General features: G+C 38.1%; 15 protein-coding genes and 1 tRNA gene. 1 reads left to right on the top strand and 15 read right to left on the bottom strand.

Annotated elements, in window-relative coordinates; all coding sequences use genetic code 11:
• The 15 genes from D7D53_RS01680 to cshA form a co-directional block, all read right to left on the bottom strand.
• On the bottom strand, positions 1-993 hold the full coding sequence (locus D7D53_RS01680; RefSeq protein ID WP_120769925.1) for an ABC transporter ATP-binding protein: 993 nt from the start codon (positions 991-993) through the stop codon (positions 1-3).
• Positions 994-1,715: 722 nt separating this feature from the next.
• Positions 1,716-2,051, bottom strand: a complete 336-nt coding sequence (locus D7D53_RS10115) for a hypothetical protein (protein ID WP_245941802.1) — start codon at positions 2,049-2,051, stop codon at positions 1,716-1,718.
• On the bottom strand, positions 2,033-4,126 hold the full coding sequence (locus tag D7D53_RS01670) for an nSTAND3 domain-containing NTPase (protein ID WP_245941801.1): 2,094 nt from the start codon (positions 4,124-4,126) through the stop codon (positions 2,033-2,035). The genes D7D53_RS10115 and D7D53_RS01670 overlap by 19 nt, the downstream gene beginning before the upstream one ends.
• A gap of 60 nt (positions 4,127-4,186) precedes the next feature.
• Entirely contained in the window at positions 4,187-5,347 is a 1,161-nt protein-coding gene (locus D7D53_RS01665; RefSeq protein ID WP_070535591.1) for an XRE family transcriptional regulator, read from the bottom strand.
• 26 nt (positions 5,348-5,373) lie between these two features.
• Positions 5,374-6,087 (bottom strand): DUF5986 family protein, encoded by a 714-nt coding sequence (locus D7D53_RS01660; RefSeq protein WP_120769923.1) that lies wholly within the window; start codon positions 6,085-6,087, stop codon positions 5,374-5,376.
• Between the two features lie 404 nt (positions 6,088-6,491).
• Positions 6,492-7,373: a class II fructose-bisphosphate aldolase gene (locus D7D53_RS01655; RefSeq protein WP_001019001.1), complete on the bottom strand. Its 882-nt coding sequence runs from the start codon at positions 7,371-7,373 to the stop codon at positions 6,492-6,494.
• Between the two features lie 140 nt (positions 7,374-7,513).
• Positions 7,514-8,842, bottom strand: coding sequence for a sensor histidine kinase VncS (gene vncS, locus D7D53_RS01650; RefSeq protein WP_120769922.1), 1,329 nt, complete (start codon positions 8,840-8,842; stop codon positions 7,514-7,516).
• The gene (gene vncR, locus D7D53_RS01645; RefSeq protein WP_120769921.1) at positions 8,839-9,495 is read right to left on the bottom strand and encodes a response regulator transcription factor VncR; all 657 of its coding nucleotides are present in this window, start codon (positions 9,493-9,495) and stop codon (positions 8,839-8,841) included. Before vncR ends, vncS begins: the two co-directional genes overlap by 4 nt.
• Positions 9,496-9,636: 141 nt before the next feature.
• The gene (vex3, locus tag D7D53_RS01640) at positions 9,637-11,016 is read right to left on the bottom strand and encodes an ABC transporter permease subunit Vex3 (RefSeq protein ID WP_049510652.1); all 1,380 of its coding nucleotides are present in this window, start codon (positions 11,014-11,016) and stop codon (positions 9,637-9,639) included.
• A gap of 55 nt (positions 11,017-11,071) precedes the next feature.
• On the bottom strand, positions 11,072-11,719 hold the full coding sequence (gene vex2 / locus D7D53_RS01635; protein ID WP_120769920.1) for an ABC transporter ATP-binding subunit Vex2: 648 nt from the start codon (positions 11,717-11,719) through the stop codon (positions 11,072-11,074).
• 12 nt (positions 11,720-11,731) lie between these two features.
• Positions 11,732-13,009 carry an ABC transporter permease gene (locus tag D7D53_RS01630; protein WP_120769919.1) on the bottom strand — a complete coding sequence of 426 codons (1,278 nt, stop codon included), beginning with the start codon at positions 13,007-13,009 and terminating at the stop codon, positions 11,732-11,734.
• 139 nt (positions 13,010-13,148) lie between these two features.
• Positions 13,149-13,234 (bottom strand) — tRNA-Leu (locus tag D7D53_RS01625).
• Between the two features lie 80 nt (positions 13,235-13,314).
• On the bottom strand, positions 13,315-13,890 hold the full coding sequence (locus D7D53_RS01620) for a cysteine hydrolase family protein (protein ID WP_050390880.1): 576 nt from the start codon (positions 13,888-13,890) through the stop codon (positions 13,315-13,317).
• Entirely contained in the window at positions 13,890-14,678 is a 789-nt protein-coding gene (gene codY / locus D7D53_RS01615; RefSeq protein ID WP_000940721.1) for a GTP-sensing pleiotropic transcriptional regulator CodY, read from the bottom strand. Before codY ends, D7D53_RS01620 begins: the two co-directional genes overlap by 1 nt.
• A 255-nt stretch (positions 14,679-14,933) precedes the next feature.
• Positions 14,934-16,508 carry a degradosome RNA helicase CshA gene (gene cshA, locus D7D53_RS01605; RefSeq protein ID WP_061589876.1) on the bottom strand — a complete coding sequence of 525 codons (1,575 nt, stop codon included), beginning with the start codon at positions 16,506-16,508 and terminating at the stop codon, positions 14,934-14,936.
• A gap of 329 nt (positions 16,509-16,837) precedes the next feature.
• Here cshA and D7D53_RS01600 point away from each other — a divergent pair, with 329 nt between their 5' ends.
• Complete coding sequence (locus tag D7D53_RS01600; protein ID WP_084889397.1) at positions 16,838-18,154, top strand: FAD-containing oxidoreductase; 1,317 nt, start codon at positions 16,838-16,840, stop codon at positions 18,152-18,154.
• The last annotated feature ends 143 nt before the right edge of the window (positions 18,155-18,297 follow it).

Here is an 18,297-nt window from a genome sequence, read left to right as displayed (position 1 = left end):
CTAGAGCTCCTTTCGGTAGAAGCGACGGATAATATCCTCAATATCCGTATCCACCATCTTCAAATCGCGGATTTCAAAATCAGACAGGGTTTGCTTGATAATATCAGCTGACTGGTAGCGAGAACTATCGAATTCAATGTTGAGACTATTCCCTTGTCTATCAATAATCATATCAGGCAGGCCTTCATAGTGAGAGACGAGATGACTTTGACCTGGTAGCAGTTCAAAGGAGAGTGTCTTCATCTTTCCAAAGGTCTCCTTGAGTTGGCTCACCGTTCCATCAAAAATCTCTTGCCCCTTATCAATCATAAAAATCCGATCACAGAGTTGCTCAATATCGCTCAGATCGTGAGTGGTCAAGAGAATGGTGGTTTCTTCCTCCTGGTTAATCTGAGTAATAGCCCGACGAATATTATCCTTAACCGAAACGTCCAAACCAATGGTAGGCTCATCTAAAAAGAGAACCTTGGGATTGTGAAGCAAGGAAGCTGCAATATCCGCCCGCATGCGCTGCCCTAGTGAAAGAGTCCGCACGGGATCCTTGATAAAGTCTTTCAAATCCAAGACTTCATTCAAAAAGTCCATACGCTTATGAAAAAGCGATTCTGGCACATCGTAAATCTCTTTTAAGACCGTGTAGGTCTCTTGCAGTGCCAAATCCCACCATAGCTGGGTGCGTTGTCCAAAAACAACCCCAATATCCTTGACATAATCTTGGCGATTATCCTGGGGAATCTTGCCGTTAATCCGACAAAAACCAGATGTCGGTTTTAAAATCCCTGTCAGCATTTTAATGGTTGTCGACTTCCCAGCACCATTTGCCCCTATAAATCCTAAAATTTGTCCTTTTGGGACCTCAAAAGTCAAATCCTTGACCGCTTCAAAGGTCTGCTTTTCAGGATGAATAAAGGAGCGCAAAGCCCCCTTCAAACCTGGTTCCTTCACTGTCTTCACAAAATTTTTCTGAAGATGTTCCACTTCTATCATTGCCATATCTATCTCCCTAGCGCAAGGAATAGAAAATCGTATTTTCAAACACAAGTATTCTAAATCCTTACTTTCTACACCTTCTCAATATGATTACAGAAGGCTTTATACCAACCTATTATAGTCCAATAAAAACTAGAATGCAAGCGTTTGCCTAAAGTTTATGAAATTGAAAATTTTTCTCTTAAAATAATACTTTTAATCAAAAATTTATAGCTTAATAGTTTTCTGAAAACACGCAAAAAAACCCACCCAATGGGCAGGTTACGAATTATAAAAAGCAAACTATTTTGATCAATATGATTCACTATTTAATTAAAGCACTAATCTTTCATAAATCTTTTCACAATCCCATTTCTATCAATTAGAAAACAATCTTGAAAGGTCATCTGCTCCCATTTTTCATAATCAAAACTGGAATCAAAGTGATAAAGTAGTATTCCTATCAAATTCCCGTGTGAACTAAGTAAAATCGTTTTTCTAACAACATAGACATTCATTAGATGTTCATTGACTACGAATTGTTGACTGATAGATGTTAGTAATTCATTTTCCTTTTGTAAACTGATTTTGTGAAATACAAATGTGGAGACTAAAACACAAGAATGAAACTAAAAAGCCAATACTACATTATTTTAGTTTTTTTAGAATATTATTGTACAAAAAATAGGTTGTGTAGGTAAGATTCTAGTGACTTCTGAGATTAGCCTAGCACCTTACTTTCTATACTATAACAGTGGTTTGTTTAAAATACTTTCTAATGTCACCCTTTCTTCCAGTTGAGAATCTCTCCATCTATCATAGGCTTCAGCTTCATATAAAAAATCATCATATTTCCATTGCAAGTACTCTTTAAGATGGTATTTCAAATTTGAATAATCAAATTTTTCTATCACAATATCATCCCATTGAAAATCACCTGTTAACTTTTCAGTTAACTTTTCTTTAAACTCTGAAACTTGCCCTTTAACTTCCAAATCTATATCAAAACCATTAGGATCATTAATAAAGTCAACATCTTCTTCTTCCAAAGTATCTCTACTATCTAAATAATCTTGAAGCAATTCAATTTTTTCTGTCTAAAAATGGTATAACAATACATATCTCTTAACGAAGCATCTTGATAGTCTTCATCTTCTATACTCACTTCATCAATTATACTGTTTATTGTATCTAACATATCATCTAGTTCTTCTGAATCAAGATAAGGACTATTTATTAGTTTATTCACGACTCTTTTATCATTAAGAATAGTGAGGAACATCTTTTTGATTGCTTTATTATTAGAATAATAAATCTGAGTGATGATATTATTCCATCCATCCCTATAACTTTTTAAATTATTTCTTCCATCATATATTCTCAATAATTCTAAAAAGTTATCTTTAAATTTTGAAAATTTATTTAAACAAATAATAGCAAGGATTTTTTCTCCAATAAAATCATCTTTATCTTTAAAGTTTTCCCAATCATCTAGTAGTCTAGTGAAAAATAAAGCCTGTGAATTATTTAAGTTACTCAATCCGTAGCTGTTACAATCTTTACATAATTGGTGGAGGTAAATAGAATTCTGAGTTATTTTTTCAGTTATCTTTGGACTCTCTTTCAATTTATCATTTAAAAAGTCAATAATACTTGGGTTTAAAAAATCCACCTTACTTTTATCATCAAAACTTTCTTTCGTAAAGGTAAGCCATGAACCATCTAGCTTCCTTAACGATTTCTTAAAGTCAAATGTCGGATTAAGTTCCAAAGTATAAAGTGAATTTATTAACCACTCTTCCTCAACAGGATAAACATCGAATTGTAATAAAGAAAATAATAAAAATTTTTCTTCATCTTCCAGATTGCAAAATAAACTATTATAAAGTTGAATAGGATGATTAAGATAATATACTACATAGTCATAAAAATTTTCTTTAGATTCTTTAAAATTCTTTGCTATCAATTCTACTAACCTAGGAAAATAATTTCGATGACGTATAATTCTTTTCCAATCTCTTCCAATAAGACTATTATATTTTTCTACAAACTCTATTTTATCACCATCTTCAAGGTAGTGTACCTTTCGTTCAAATACTTTCCTAAAAATATAAGCTTTTTCTATATCAGAGTACTTATCCAAATCAATGATAAATCTTCTTTTCTCTGTAAATTTTTCATCAATTAGTTTTTGAAATTCAAAATTCATTAATGTTGCATCTTGAAGAATTTGAGTTCGAGAGTTTAAACAAATAAAAAGGTTATTAGTGTTAGTGGAGGCTGAATATAATTTTCTTATATCTTGCAATACCCTCTCTCCAACATCAAATTTATTACGACCCAAGAAATCATCAAAAACCACAAAAAGATTTCTATTTTCGTTACATCTATAGTTTCCATTATATAATTTGAGAACCTCGTTAATATCTTCTACTCTACGAACAATGACATCAAAAGTATTTTCATTATTATTTAGAAATAAATTTCCAAGCATTGAACAAGTTGTTGTTTTTCCAATTCCCGCTGGTCCTTGAATTAATACAATATGTTCCCTTTGTAAAGTATGATAGGCTTCCCCTAGAAAATGCGTTTCAACAAGGTATTTAGAATCCAAATCTAAAAAATAATCCTGAGATTCTGCTTCTACCCATTTCAATCTTTCACTCCTCAAGATATTGGAGATATCTTTTTCCAGTAATCCATAATTTATAAAAATATCTCTATATTCTTCCTGCTGAGAAAAAGTTGTTAACGTAGAAGAGAAAATAATATAATCGTCAGTCGGAATTGCATTGGGAATTATTTTATCTGCGTAATCACGAATCTCCTTTAAACCCGCAGGAGATAACCCCATACTTGTAACAATAACGTAATTGAAATCAGCTTCCCAACCATATTTTTCCTTAGTTTGAGCAATCTTATCAATTTCTTCTTTCAATAGTTTTACAGCTGTAGTATTATTTTTATTTACCTGCCAACGCTTAGCTTGAATAATAAGAGTAGGAGATTTGATATTATCGATTCCATCAATACCGCCATCTCTCCCTTCCTTAAATCCATGTAAACTCTTATTTTCAAATTTTTTCTTTACAATCTCAATGGCAAAATTTTCAAAGTCTGATGTAGTCATTCCATCAGCACGAATACCAATATCCATAGTTCTCCTAACTCTAAAATCCCTACAAATGTTTAATCACATATTATGCTTCAGACTATTCTATGTTCTTCTTATTCTTTCTTTAGTAAGACTAATAATATTTGGATACCTATCATTCAGTTCATCAAGATATCCTGCCTCTAAGCCGCATAAATCCTCAATTAAAAAATTAGGCAACAATTTATTGTATACTCTATAAATATCAGCAGATATGTCCATCACAATTCGATTTTCCACTAATAGCTCTACTGACTGTTTTAAGGATAGAGGATTGCTAATCAATTTTGTTGAATCTAAGGGCTCATTTTTTCTCCAACCTCTGTAACTAAGTTTCTTATACAAGTTTGTATACTCATTAGAATCTATGATATTCAATGACTTAGCACGCATTATCATCATACTAATTGAAACTTGCCAAATTCTTTTTAGATACCTGTAGTACTCTAGATCATTTTCATGCCCAATGATAGAAGCTTTAAACGAATCCATTGGCAATAGAAATTCAGCCGCAAACTCATTCGCTTCGTCTTCCATTTGCTTATATTCAATTGCTCCCATGTCTTGAGGTGACTTACAACTTTCATGCATTAACCAATGTCCTAATTCATGGGCTAAACTAAACTGCTGACGATAGAATGAATACTCTGTCCCCTCTAACATAACAACATAATACTCATTATTATTTACTTTGACAGCTGAACCAAAAGCATCAACTTTATCACTCTGAGTGTCTATTCTAGAAATAACAAAACCTTTTTCTTCCATCAACAACGACAAGTTATCAATTGGTCTATCTCCAAGTTCCCATTTCTCTCTTATGTAGCTTGCGTATTCTTGTGGAGTATAGTCTAAACCAGAAAGACTCCAGTCAAGATTTGGAAAATCAATAAATTCTCCCAAATAATCTCTTATTAAAGCAACATAGTTTTTATTTATTTCTGCAGGCATTTTTTCTGTTTGAGTCGCTGTGTAACGACTTCTAAAAAATGTGCCTGTAGAACTTAAGCTAAAATTATCATTTCCAAAAAAGAAATCTCTCGGAAACTTTAATTTCTTTTCCAATATTTCTAACGATTCTTCACTTGGCGTTGCTCGTCCTTTTTCATATTTAGAAACCATTTGTTTTGAAACGTTTAAAAACTCTGCAATCTGAGTAATACTTTTTTTGTTAAAAAGTCTTGCCTCTTTTAAGCGAGCACCATTAAAACTAATCTGAAGCATTATTTACTCCTATTTTATATAAAATATTATAATTTAGTATTCTCTTCCTTCTTTTCAACAGGAAGACTAACATACTTTTGTGACTCCAATTGTTTCTGTACGTCAGATTTCAATGCAACAAGAGGTTTTTCAGGATTATTTCCACGTCCATCTTCTTCAAGTTTTGTAAAATCAAATTCTGTGATATTTACAGCATCAATAAATTCACAAAAGGCATTTACCTGATTAACAATCACTTCTTTAGTTTTTTTATCAAAGGTAACAACCCTAATCTCATCAATCGAATTATAATGATCTCCCAATAATTTCTTCGCTTGTTCAATTTGTGAATCACTCAACCCATCATCATCCAGGTCATTAAATAATTCAATGGATAGTTTACCGTCTTCTTTTCCATTTAAATGAGAATTTTTCGCACGTGCTATACAAGTAAGATAGTGATGCTTTTCGTATTTATTAGTTACATCTTCAAATCTTTTCTTCATCATAAAAACATATAGGAAACCCTCAATAATTACTCCTCTTGCCGTCCACAGAGCGCCCATATACATAGTGGGTGATATTAAACCATTTACTTTGGCGGTGTTTACAATATCACGATAAATAAAATCCCAAGTTAAAATTGGTAGACTATTCTTAGTTTCAAACTCATTATCATAAAATATTTTCTCAATATCTCTCTTGTGACTTGTTGAAAATACTTGAGCAAACTTAAAGATTTGGGTTGGTAAATTTTCCATAGAGTACCTCGTTTAATTTTATAGTCTTATTTTAAGATTTTGTTTTAAAAAAGTCAACTATTATTGGTTTTTATTGTTATTTTTTATCTCCCTTATCTATTTGGATACTTTTAATACTTAGATCACGAAACTAGAAAAATCATATTGTTATTTTGAATGAAAGTTCTATCATTAATTTAGCTACTCTGTATTCCTAAAAATTAGGTGTTCCAATTTACTTTGGGAAAGGCAGTGATTTCCTTTGAAAACAGGTGTAAAGCTGTTATATTCGTTCGCTAAGGGTAATCTTAGAATCATTGTAAAAAATTACATTCGTTTAGCAACTTAATATTGGTTCTTCTACAATATATTCACACCAAAAAACCCACCCAATGGGCAGGTTTCATCTGTATTGTTAAGCTAGATTAAGCTTTACCTTCTGAACCGAATACGTCGATACGTTCTTCAACTGATGCTTGGATAGCTTTTACACCATCAGCCAAGAATTTACGTGGGTCGAAGAGTTTTTTCTTGTCGTATTCTGCTTCGTTTGCTTCGTAGTCACGAGCAAATTTACGAGTTGCGTTAGCGAATGCGATTTGGCATTCAGTGTTAACGTTAACTTTGGCAACACCAAGTTTGATAGCTGCTTGGATTTGCTCATCAGGAATACCTGATCCACCGTGCAATACGATTGGGAAGCCTGGAAGAGCTTCTGTCAATTTTTGCAAGTGATCAAGGTCAAGACCTTCCCAGTTTGCTGGGTAAGGACCGTGGATGTTACCGATACCAGCTGCCAAGAAGTCGATACCAGTTTCAACCATTGCTTTAGCGTCTTCGATTGGAGCCAATTCACCTTTACCGATGATTCCATCTTCTTCACCACCGATAGTACCAACTTCAGCTTCTACTGAGATACCTTTAGCGTGTGCTTTTTCAACAACTTCTTTAGCCAATTTAAGGTTTTCTTCAACTGGAAGGTGTGAACCGTCAAACATGATTGAAGTGTAACCAACTTCGATACACTCAAGTGCATCTTCATAGTGACCGTGGTCAAGGTGGATAGCTACTGGTACAGTGATACCCATTGATTCAACAAGGTTAGCGATCAAGTTGCGAGCAACTTTGTAACCACCCATGTATTTAGCAGCACCCATTGAAGTTTGGATCAAAACTGGAGCTTTTTTAGCTTCTGCTGCGCGCAAGATAGCTTGAGTCCACTCAAGGTTGTTTGTGTTAAATCCACCAACTGCATAACCGTTGTCACGAGCTGCTTGGACAAATTTTTCTGCTGAAACGATTGCCATTTTATCAGGCCTCCTGTATATTTTTATGGGACTTCCCATTTACATTGTTCATTTTATCACTTTTTGACAAAAAAATCTAGTTTTTCCCGCAGTTTCGATTGAATTTCTTCTAGCTTCATCTATGTAAACCCTTTCTCTCCCTAGTCTTTCGCGACTTTTGGAAAAGCTATTAAGAAGATTAATCGATTCTCCTCCATCTCGAAACGATAAGGTAATTTTTCATGTTCTAATAGACTCTTAACCACAAAGAGCCCCATCCCAGATCCCTTAGCCTGGCGACTAGCATTATCAGAGAAAGATTGGGCTAGTTTTTCTTGTTCCTCGGGACTGCAGCTATTTTCTATAAAGAGTTCTCCTTCTCTTTCTCCAATGCGAACTAAGCCACCCGGAACAGAGTGCTTGATAGCATTACTGATGAGGTTAGACAGAATCAATTTCATGACAGATGGGTTTAGATAGGCCTGCTGATGGGTCAAACTATTGTCTATCTGGAGCTCTCTTTCCTTGGCTAGCAAGGCATAATCCTTGACTAGACTTTGCGTCATCTGGAGCAAATCAATTTCTTCCCTATCATCTCGCAATTCCTGCACAGACGAGAGAGAAAGTATCTGGAGAACGTGGTGATTGAGCTCATCCACAATTCCTAAGGCTACTCCCAGATAGTGGTCTCTATCCTTATAACGTCCGACATTTTCTTTCATGTTTTCGATCAGGATTTTCAAACTAGCCAGAGGAGTTTTCAATTCATGGGAAGCACCACGTAGGAACTCAACCTTCATCTTTTCTAGCTGGAGAATAGCTTCATTCTTGTCATGCAAGTCCGCAATGACAGTCAAAAGATGCTGGTAGAGGCTATTGATTTGTTCTTTGAGATCACCAATCTCATCCTTAGAATCCACGCGCAATCGTACTTGGGCATCCAAATCCATCATCCGTCGGGTCACCCGCTTGATTTCCAAAATCGGGGCAACGATAGTCCGAGCATAGATATAGGCCACCAAGAGGGAAATCAGAAAGGATGCCAGCAAGGTATAGGGAAGAAACTGGAGACTGATTTGCTCTGCTTCCTTTTGCAAATCCATGGACGCTAGAAACTGGAGAGTCATAGTACCACCGTCTTGCGTTTTCACCTCGCGCTCCTCGATAAAAAGAGAGGTGGTCTGGCGGTCTGTATCCAGAGGAAGGCTGTCCTTGACTTCTAACTTGTCCTCGGTCATCTCGCCCTTAACGGCCCCCTTGATATCACTAGTTTGGGAATACAAGTCTAACACTTGCTCGATACTCTGCCTATCCTTTCCTTCTAGTGACTGGGCAATGGCTGTCGCTTTCTGACCAATGGTTTCCTGACGATGACTCAGATAAGTCGAAGGAAAAAGAAAATAAATAGCTAAATGAAGACAAATGACTAGAACACTAAAAATCGAGAAGGTGTAGATGAATATCTTTGTAAATAAACCTGTTCGTTTCATTTTCGCTCCAATTTATAACCAACATTGCGCACAGTGAGGATGCAATCCAAGTCTAACTTTTTCCGCAGTTCCTTGATATAGACATCAATGACACGGTCAAAGGGAACCTCATCTGTCGCTTTCCAGACGGCATCGATTATCTGAGAACGAGTCAAGGCCCGGCCTTCATTTTTCACCAGATAGTCCAGAATTTCCAACTCTTTGGCATTGATAGCCACTTCTTGACCTGCTAGGCTGGCACTGTAGCTTTCAAAGTCCACCTTGGCATCCTTATAGGAGAAGACTCGTCCCGTATCATAATAGCGCTTGAAAATCGCGTCCACCCTTACTTTTAAGAGGGACAGAGAAAAAGGTTTTTCCAGATAGCCATCTGCTAGCGAAGCAAAGGCACTCATCTTGTATTCCTCATCCTGAAAGGCGGTCAGCATCAGGACAGGAACCTGACTTGTTTTACGAATCTCAGCTAGAACTTCCAGGCCATTGAGCTTGGGCATCTGGATATCCAGTAAAACCAAGGCTACTTCATAGCTGGAAAATTTTTCTAAGGCTTCTTGCCCATCTGCCGCCTCAATGGTTTCATAACCACAATCCGTCAAATAATCACTGACCCCCTCACGGATCATCTCTTCATCTTCTACAATTAAAATTTTCATAGAAAAACGTTTCACATTCCTTTAAATTTCTTGTAAATTATCCCAGTTTCATCCAGATAAACAGAGGACTTATCAAGATGAAATAGATAAAAATGCTACCTATATTATACCCCATTTAGGAGAGAATAGGTAGCAAGTTTGTTATTCGCTATCCAGCAAGAGTTCTTTTGGTTGTTTTCTAAGGAGATTGCTTGAAGCAAGCGCCATAACGAGAACCACTAGAACCAAGGCAAGGACAAAGACGATGATAAAGTCCGATGTCTGAATAGAAATATCTAGGCTCGACAAGGTCTTGCTAAAGCCATCTACTTCTGCACCACCACCAAGGTTAGAGGCTTGAGCAGCCTTGCTTGCTTGCTTGGCAACACCTGAAGTGACATTGGCAAGAACAGTATTTCCAATCGCACGAGCTGTGTAGTTAGCTAAGAAATAAGCAGAAACAAGAGCAGGGATGGCAATCAAGATGGATTCTGTGATAAATTGACCCAAGATACTTGCCTGCTTAAGACCGATAGAGAGGAGAATTCCCACTTCCTTGCGACGGGCATTGATCCAAAGGCTGAGTAAGAGGGCAAGGAGAAGGACTGAGAAACTCAAGCTACCCCAGAAGAGGAGATTGGCCATCTTGTACATACCAGAGATGGATTGCTCAAGAGCTGGGTAGTTAGATGAGCTCTTAACGAGTGTATAGCTCTTCCAGTTGATACCACTGATGCCATTCAACTCTTTCATAACATCATCCAAGTTCTTGTCCGCTGTTACAAAGAAGGTTGCATCCCCATAAATAGCTGTGTCTTCTGTGTATCCATAAAGTTTTGCAGCAGTGTGAATGTCTGTGATAGCTGTATTTTCATAGAGTTCTTGTGAGTAGGTTACTGCTGACTTATTATGACCATCAAAGAGTCCCTTGATTGTCACTTCGACTGTTTCCTTGGCACCTTTTTCATTGTCTGCATCGTAGATATTAGAGTCTAGTTTGACCTTGTCCCCTACTTTCCAGCCGTGTTTGGCTGCCAAGTCCTTGTGCAGGAGGATCTTGTCCTTGTCGTCGTTTGTTAGATGCTCTCCTTCGACCAGCTTATAAGAACCAGAGACAAACTTGTCTTCTTTAGAGGAGTCATTGACACCTGTAATCATCAAGCTACTTCCAAAATGTTTAGCACGGTCAGGTGTCAGATTTTTCTTGGTATCTGGTGTTTCGATGAGTTCATAGCCAGTCAAATCTCCGATAGCGTTGATGCGTTTCACATAAGACTCAATAGCCTTGTTTTCGGTGATTTTTTTGATATCTTCACCTTTAATATTCCCAGCACCACGTGGCGTTCCTTGATTGACGCGACGATTGATTTGCATGGAGAAGCTGTTAGTGATATTTTTAAAGGTCTCCTGAGAAGCCTTGGCAGTAGCTCCCTTGATCGACAAGCCGACCAAACTCAAGCTCGCCATGAGGAGAATAATCAGGAAGATGACGATCGATTTGAAAAACTTCCTTGTAACATAGGCAAATGCGTTGTGTAACATAGGTTCCCTTTCTAGATTTTGTTCTATTTTATAGTTCTAAGAGAAAAAGCTCGTATTATTTCGTAGTATTGCGAGTTTCAGTCAGTTTCTTGTCCTTCAACTCAAGTGTAATATCTGACGCTTGTGCCACTTCTTTACTGTGGGTTACGACAATGACACATTTACCTGTTTTCTGGGCAAGTGATTTGAGCAGTTCGACAATATCTCCAGCAGTTTTAGGGTCCAGATTTCCTGTTGGCTCATCAGCTAGAATAACTGGAGCTTCTGATACCAAACTGCGAGCAATGGCAACACGTTGTTGTTGACCACCTGATAACTGGAGAACAGTCCGCTTGATCTGACTTTCATCTAAACCAAGCTCAAGCAGTGTATCCTTGCTTGCCTTTTTATTGACCAAGCGGATATTTTCCAGTGGAGAAAGATAATCTATCAAATTATAATTTTGAAAGACTAAGGAAATATGGTGCATGCGATGGTAAGAATAGCCCTTCTTACGAATGTCCTCTCCTTGGAAAAGGATAGAACCTTCAACAGGACTATCTAGACCAGCAAGCAGGGACAAGAGAGTGGATTTTCCTGCTCCTGATTCCCCAATAATACTGTAAAATTTCCCAGGTTCAAAATTATAATTGATCTGATATAGGACTGCTTCAGCAGTGTTCTTATAACGGTAGGTAACATCTTGTAATTGTAATAAAGTCATGATTTCTCCTTCTTAACTAATAGATGATAAAATTTCTTTCGGCGATTTTCTAAATAAGAATAGGAAACAAAGGGCTACAGATAAGCAACTAATCAACAACAGAAAAACATAGGATTCTGCAAACGATAGGATGCTGGTTGATAGACTGCTTGCTTTGGCTAGTGTATCTTGTAAGCTTGCCTGATCTCCACGGGCTAGGACAGTTTGGAGCAGATAGGATGTAATGGCATTTCCAGCGATAAAGGATGGAAGCAAAGCTCCGAGAGATACCAAAACTACCTCTAAACAGAATTGTAGGAAGATCGAGCTCTTTCCTTTTCCAAGTGCCAGTAAAATTCCCACTTCGTAGACCCTTTCTCTCAACCAGAGAGACAAAACAAGAATTAAGGCCCCTGCTCCTGCTATCAACATCCCATAAAGGAAGATGGTTAGGAAGGTTTGGAAAGTTGCAACTGAATCTTTGATTTGTTCAAAGGCCTTGTTTTCCTTCTCAACTTGATAGCCTTGATTTTCCAAGGCCAATTTTTCCACCTGCTTCATGAGTCCGTCCATTTCCTTAGGATTTTCTACATAGAAGCGTGCTGCACTGACTTGAGCTTCACTATTTCCCAAAAGAGTTTGGCTACTTTCATAGTCTGTAAAGACCTGGTTTTCACTGAAGTCGGAAGACAAACCTGTAAATTTCTCTTGTTTTTTACCAGAAAAGACTCCAACAATCTCAAACTCCACTGTTTGCCCTTTGCCAGATTCTGACTGACCGGCTTCTAAGGAAATCTTGTCATGAAGCGAAAGACTATTCTTCTTAGCCAAATCTTCGTGGATGATGATTTTCTTTGAATCCCCTTTTTGAAGGTGTCGACCTTCTTTTAGATTGAAAGCCGAACTGGTAAAGGTAACATCCTTGGATGAATCCTCAAGAGCAGTTAAGCTAACCAAGTTCTTGTCCGCAGCTGACAAATCATCACGCTCCACGCTCTGCTCGCCACTCACCGCTTCCTTGTCTTTTAGTTTTGCGACCGTCTCGAGTTCAGGAGAAACATTTTCCAGTCCCTTAATCTTGCTTACAGATGCTAACTCTGATAACTTGAAAGTCTGACCATTTTCTATCTTCTTAATAGAAAAAGAGGTATTGAGTGATTTGTAAAGATTGGTTTCCACTGTTTTGTTGGACTTCATCAGAGTCAAACAGGCTGAAATTCCGGCCAATAGGACCAACAAAATCAGAAATAAAATAAAACTTCTCAGTCGTTTTCTGCTGACATAAGCCCAAGCTCTTTGGATTGGATTCATTTGTCACCTCCATATTTGTAAGACTATTATAAAATCCAAATATGAAATGTTTATGAAATACAAAAAAAGAGCAACAATTTTTTGCTCTACTTGAATTAGATGAAAACAAAAGAGCTAGCCTCAGCTAACTCTTATCCTATGCGGAGAGAGGGACTTGAACCCTCACGACCTAAAGCGGTCACAGGATCCTTAGTCCTGCGCGTCTGCCAATTCCGCCATCCCCGCGTCGATTACTTTACTAGTATATCAACTTTTAGGATGCTTGTCAACACTTTTTTTCAATTTTTTTCATTTCATCAACCAAATTACTCAGAAAGTTCATTTAGATTTTCATCTACTAACTTAGCTCCAAGCGTGTTTTTGAAATGACCTAGGGCAAATTGATGATTTTCAGGCCAGATGGAAGCAACAGCTGGTTTAACAATCTCGATGTCATATCCTAGATTATAGGCATCTATAGCTGTATGCAGGACACAGATATCCGTCAAGACTCCGGTTAAAATAACTGTAGAAATTCGACGCTCTCTCAAACGGATATCCAGATCAGTCCCTGAAAAAGCTGAGTAATGGCGTTTATCCATCCAAAAGACACGACTGTCTGAACCATGCTCTTGATAAAAGGTCCCCAAATCTCCGTATAAATTGCGTCCACTAGTCCCAATCAAATTGTGAGGAGGAAATAGCTTGCTTTCTGGATGGAAACAATCGTTTTCTTCATGAGCATCAATAGTAAAGAAGATGTAGTCTCCTCGTTCAAAAGCTAATCGAGTCACCTTGCTAATGGCATCCGAAATCGCCTGAGCTGGAGCGCCTGCTGTCAATTTTCCACTATCTGCAACAAAATCTTCTGTATAATCAATCGAAATTAAAGCCTTTGCCATTAGTAATCTCTTTTCTTCACTTCTTCAAAAATATCTGAAATCAAGACCTTAAGATAGGTTCCCTTCATTCCAAGTGAGCGACTTTCAATAATCCCTGCCGACTCAAGTTTACGAAGAGCATTGACAATCACAGAACGGGTAATACCGATACGGTCTGCAATCACTGACGCAGTCAACTGCCCTTCATTTCCATTTAATTCCCCTAAAATAGCCGAAACAGCACGGAGTTCAGAGTAAGAAAGGGTATTAACCGCCATGGTAACAGCAGTACGGCGGCGGATATTTTTCTCATCTTCTTCACGCTGGAAGTTGAGGAGTTGAATTCCAACAACGGTACTCGCAATCTCAACAAGAATCAAATCCTCGTCTTCGAATTTTTTATCATTGCGCCAAATAATCAAAGAACCAAGGCGAATCCCTGATACATGAATCGGTGCAATGGTCGTCAAACCATCTGGAAAGTCGGCACGACTTTCCACAGGGAAAATACTCAAATCATGATCAACTGTCAGATTGGCTTCTGTATCGTAAATCATGTTCGCACCTTGAATATAGTCATCAGGGAAAATCTTAGTTTGGAAGAACTGCTCTACACGATCTGTATTGGTTTTGTAACGCATGAAATAACCAAGGAGACGTCCCTTGCTATTAACGATACAGGCGTTACAGTCAATAATATCTGCCAATTGACGGGTAATCGCATTGTAGGGAAGCTCTTCCTGCAACTGCTCGTCTGAGCGCTTCAGGATAGAAGTAATTTTTCTAGTTTTTTCTAATAAATGTGCCATTTTTCACCTCGAATTTAATCGCTATCATTATAACATAAACAGCTTGAATTTTCAATTATTATCTGAAAATTGCTTATTTAATTGCAATTTAAAAAAACAAGAATATTTTTAATTAAATTGCTTCTTTTCTATTGACAAGCCCCCTATTTTTGTGTATCATAATATTATAAGAAGATAATATATCTATTTTATTTATCTTTCTTTTCCATTCGGTCTCCTTATATAAAAAAGCGATTCATTTTGAACCGCTTTTTCTTATTTATCGCCCTTGTTACGAATCACAAAGCCTGTTTGCTTTTCACTTGAAGTATTGCGTGGTTTTTTATTATCCTTACGGTAACGTTTTTCCTTATCAAAACGATCATTGCCACGACTTCCTTTTTTGAAATCATCACGACGACCACCACGACGGTTGTCTCCACGGCGATTATCACGACGGTCATCTCCACGACGACCTCCCTTACCTTTACCACCGAAGCCATTACCTGATGGTTTAAATGGCAGTGGTTTTTCACGTGCAATCTCCACTTCAGGAAGACTATCTGGGTCTTGAACAGTCAGACTCAAGATATACATTGCCAATTCTTCTGGAGTAAATTCGGCAGCCAGCTTACGAGCATCCTTACCAAATTTCTCAAAGTTGGCACGGATAGTCTCATCTGCAAAATCACGCTCGATTTTCTTAAGAGCTACGTGTTTTTTTGCTTGGAAGGCTTCTTCTGCACTTGCAGGTTTAAGACCTTTCATGCGTTTTTTGGTTAAGTTTTCAATGATTTGGAGGTAGCCCATTTCATTTGGTGATACGAAAGTAATAGACTGACCTGACTTGCCAGCACGACCTGTACGACCGATACGGTGAACATAACTTTCAGGATCTTGTGGAATATCGTAGTTATAGACATGGGTCACACCTGAAATATCCAAGCCACGCGCCGCAACGTCTGTCGCAACCAAAACATCAAGATTGCCATTTTTAAAGTCACGAAGGACACGAAGACGTTTGTTTTGGTCTAGGTCTCCATGAATTCCTTCTGCACGGAAGCCACGGATTTTCAGTCCACGAGTCAATTCATCCACACGACGTTTTGTACGACCAAATACGATAGCAAGTTCTGGCTGTTCCACATCCATAAGACGGGTCATAGTATCAAATTTTTCTTGTTCCTTAACACGGATATAGTACTGGTCAACCAATTCTGTTGTCAATTCCTTAGCCGCAATCTTGACATGCTCAGGCTCTTTCATAAACTGAACACCAATACGTTTGATAGCATCCGGCATTGTTGCTGAGAAAAGTAAGGTTTGACGGCTTTCAGGGACACGGGAGATGATCGCTTCAATGTCTTCAAGGAAGCCCATGTTGAGCATTTCATCCGCTTCGTCAAGGATAAGGGTTTCAATGTCTTGTAATTTCAAGGCCTTGCGTTTAATCAAGTCCAAGAGACGACCAGGTGTTCCCACCACGATATGGGCACCAGATTTTAGAGCCTTAATTTGTTTTTCAATGCTTGATCCGCCATATACTGAACGGACTTTGACTCCCTTGCTACGACCAAAACGGAAGAGTTCTTCTTGACTTTGGACAGCAAGTTCACGTGTTGGAGCGATAACCAAAGCTTGAATGGTCGCTTCTTCTGTACGGATTTTTTCAAGGGTTGGCAAGCCAAAGGCTGCAGTTTTTCCTGTACCAGTCTGAGCTTGACCGATAACGTCCTTGCCTTCAAGGGCCAAGGGAATAGTTTGCTCTTGGATCGGACTGGCTTCTACAAAACCAGCTTTTTCAATCTCTGCTAGCAAATCAGCAGACAAGTTTAATTCATTAAATTTCACGTTATTCTTCTTTCTAAAGGTGGTGCGAAGCCACCCTATAGGGCTTAGTTTATACTTTTCTTTTTATGACGTATTTTCATATACTGGATATAAAATCGTGTTGCTTCTTTTCCACAAAAGAAAAGTACTGTTTTCTTTGCAACCTATCTAGTATAACACAAGAGAGAAGCAAAAGATAGTTAAATCCGTCGATAAAGTCATGTAAACGATTTTTCTGAGAAAGTAAGGCTGTAATTTCCACTATTTCATAAACTTTTTTAAAGCGTAGCAGAATTGTGCAAAAGTTTTTTTCTTGTGCTAGAATGAAATTCGAATAGGAGGAACTCTAAATGTTAACTTATGATTTAATCGTTATCGGATTTGGTAAAGCTGGTAAAACACTAGCTGGTAAATTGGCTTCAGCTGGCAAAAAAGTTGCCCTCATTGAACGTAGCAAAGCCATGTACGGTGGAACTTGTATCAACATTGGTTGTATCCCAACTAAGACTTTGCTAGTTGCTGCTGAAAAAGACTTGTCTTTTGAAGAAGTCATTGCTACCAAAAACACTATCACTGGTCGCCTCAACGGTAAAAACTATGCGACTGTTGCTGGTACTGGCGTCGATATCTTTGATGCGGAAGCTCACTTCCTTTCAAATAAAGTCATCGAAATCCAAGCTGGTGATGAAAAGAAAGAACTGACTGCTGAAACAATCGTCATCAATACTGGTGCTGTTTCAAACGTCTTGCCAATCCCAGGACTTGCTACAAGTAAGAACGTTTTTGACTCAACAGGTATCCAAAACTTGGACAAATTGCCTGAAAACCTTGGAGTCCTTGGTGGTGGAAATATCGGTCTTGAATTTGCCGGCCTTTACAATAAACTTGGAAGCAAGGTTACAGTTCTAGATGCCTTGGATACTTTCCTACCTCGTGCAGAACCTTCCATTGCAGCTCTTGCTAAGCAATACATGGAAGAAGACGGTATTGAATTGCTTCAAAACATCCGTACTACTGAAATCAAAAACGACGGTGACCAAGTGCTTGTCGTAACTGAAAATGAAACTTACCGTTTCGACGCCCTTCTCTACGCAACTGGACGCAAACCAAATGTAGAACCACTTCAACTTGAAAATACAGATATTGAACTAACTGAACGTGGTGCTATTAAAGTAGACAAACACTGTCAAACAAACGTTCCTGGTGTCTTTGCAGTTGGAGATGTCAATGGTGGCCTTCAATTTACTTACATTTCACTTGATGACTTCCGTGTTGTCTACAGCTACCTTGCTGGAGATGGCAGCTACACTCTTGAAGACCGTCTCAATGTTCCAAACACCATGTTTATCACACCTGCCCTTTCACAAGTTGGTTTGACTGAAAGCCAAGCAGCTGATTTGAAACTTCCATACGCCGTTAAGGAAATTCCTGTTGCAGCAATGCCTCGTGGTCACGTAAACGGAGACCTTCGCGGAGCTTTCAAAGCTGTTGTTAATACTGAAACAAAAGAAATTCTTGGAGCAAGCATCTTCTCAGAAGGTTCTCAAGAAATCATCAACATCATCACTGTTGCTATGGACAACAAGATTCCTTACACTTACTTCACAAAACAAATCTTCACTCACCCAACCTTGGCTGAGAACTTGAATGACTTGTTTGCGATTTAAGTTGAGATTTAATCGTATCGAACAGCCCTCTGAGGGCTGTTTTCATTTCTGCGAAATCTCATACTCTTCGAAAATCTCTTCAAACCACGTCAGCTTTATCTGCAACCTCAAAGCGGTACTTTGAGCAACCTGCGGCTAGCTTC

It is taken from the genome of Streptococcus gwangjuense (genome assembly GCF_003627155.1).
GTDB classification, from domain to species: Bacteria; Bacillota; Bacilli; order Lactobacillales; family Streptococcaceae; genus Streptococcus; species Streptococcus gwangjuensis.
This window is presented reverse-complemented; position numbering and strand designations above follow the sequence as displayed.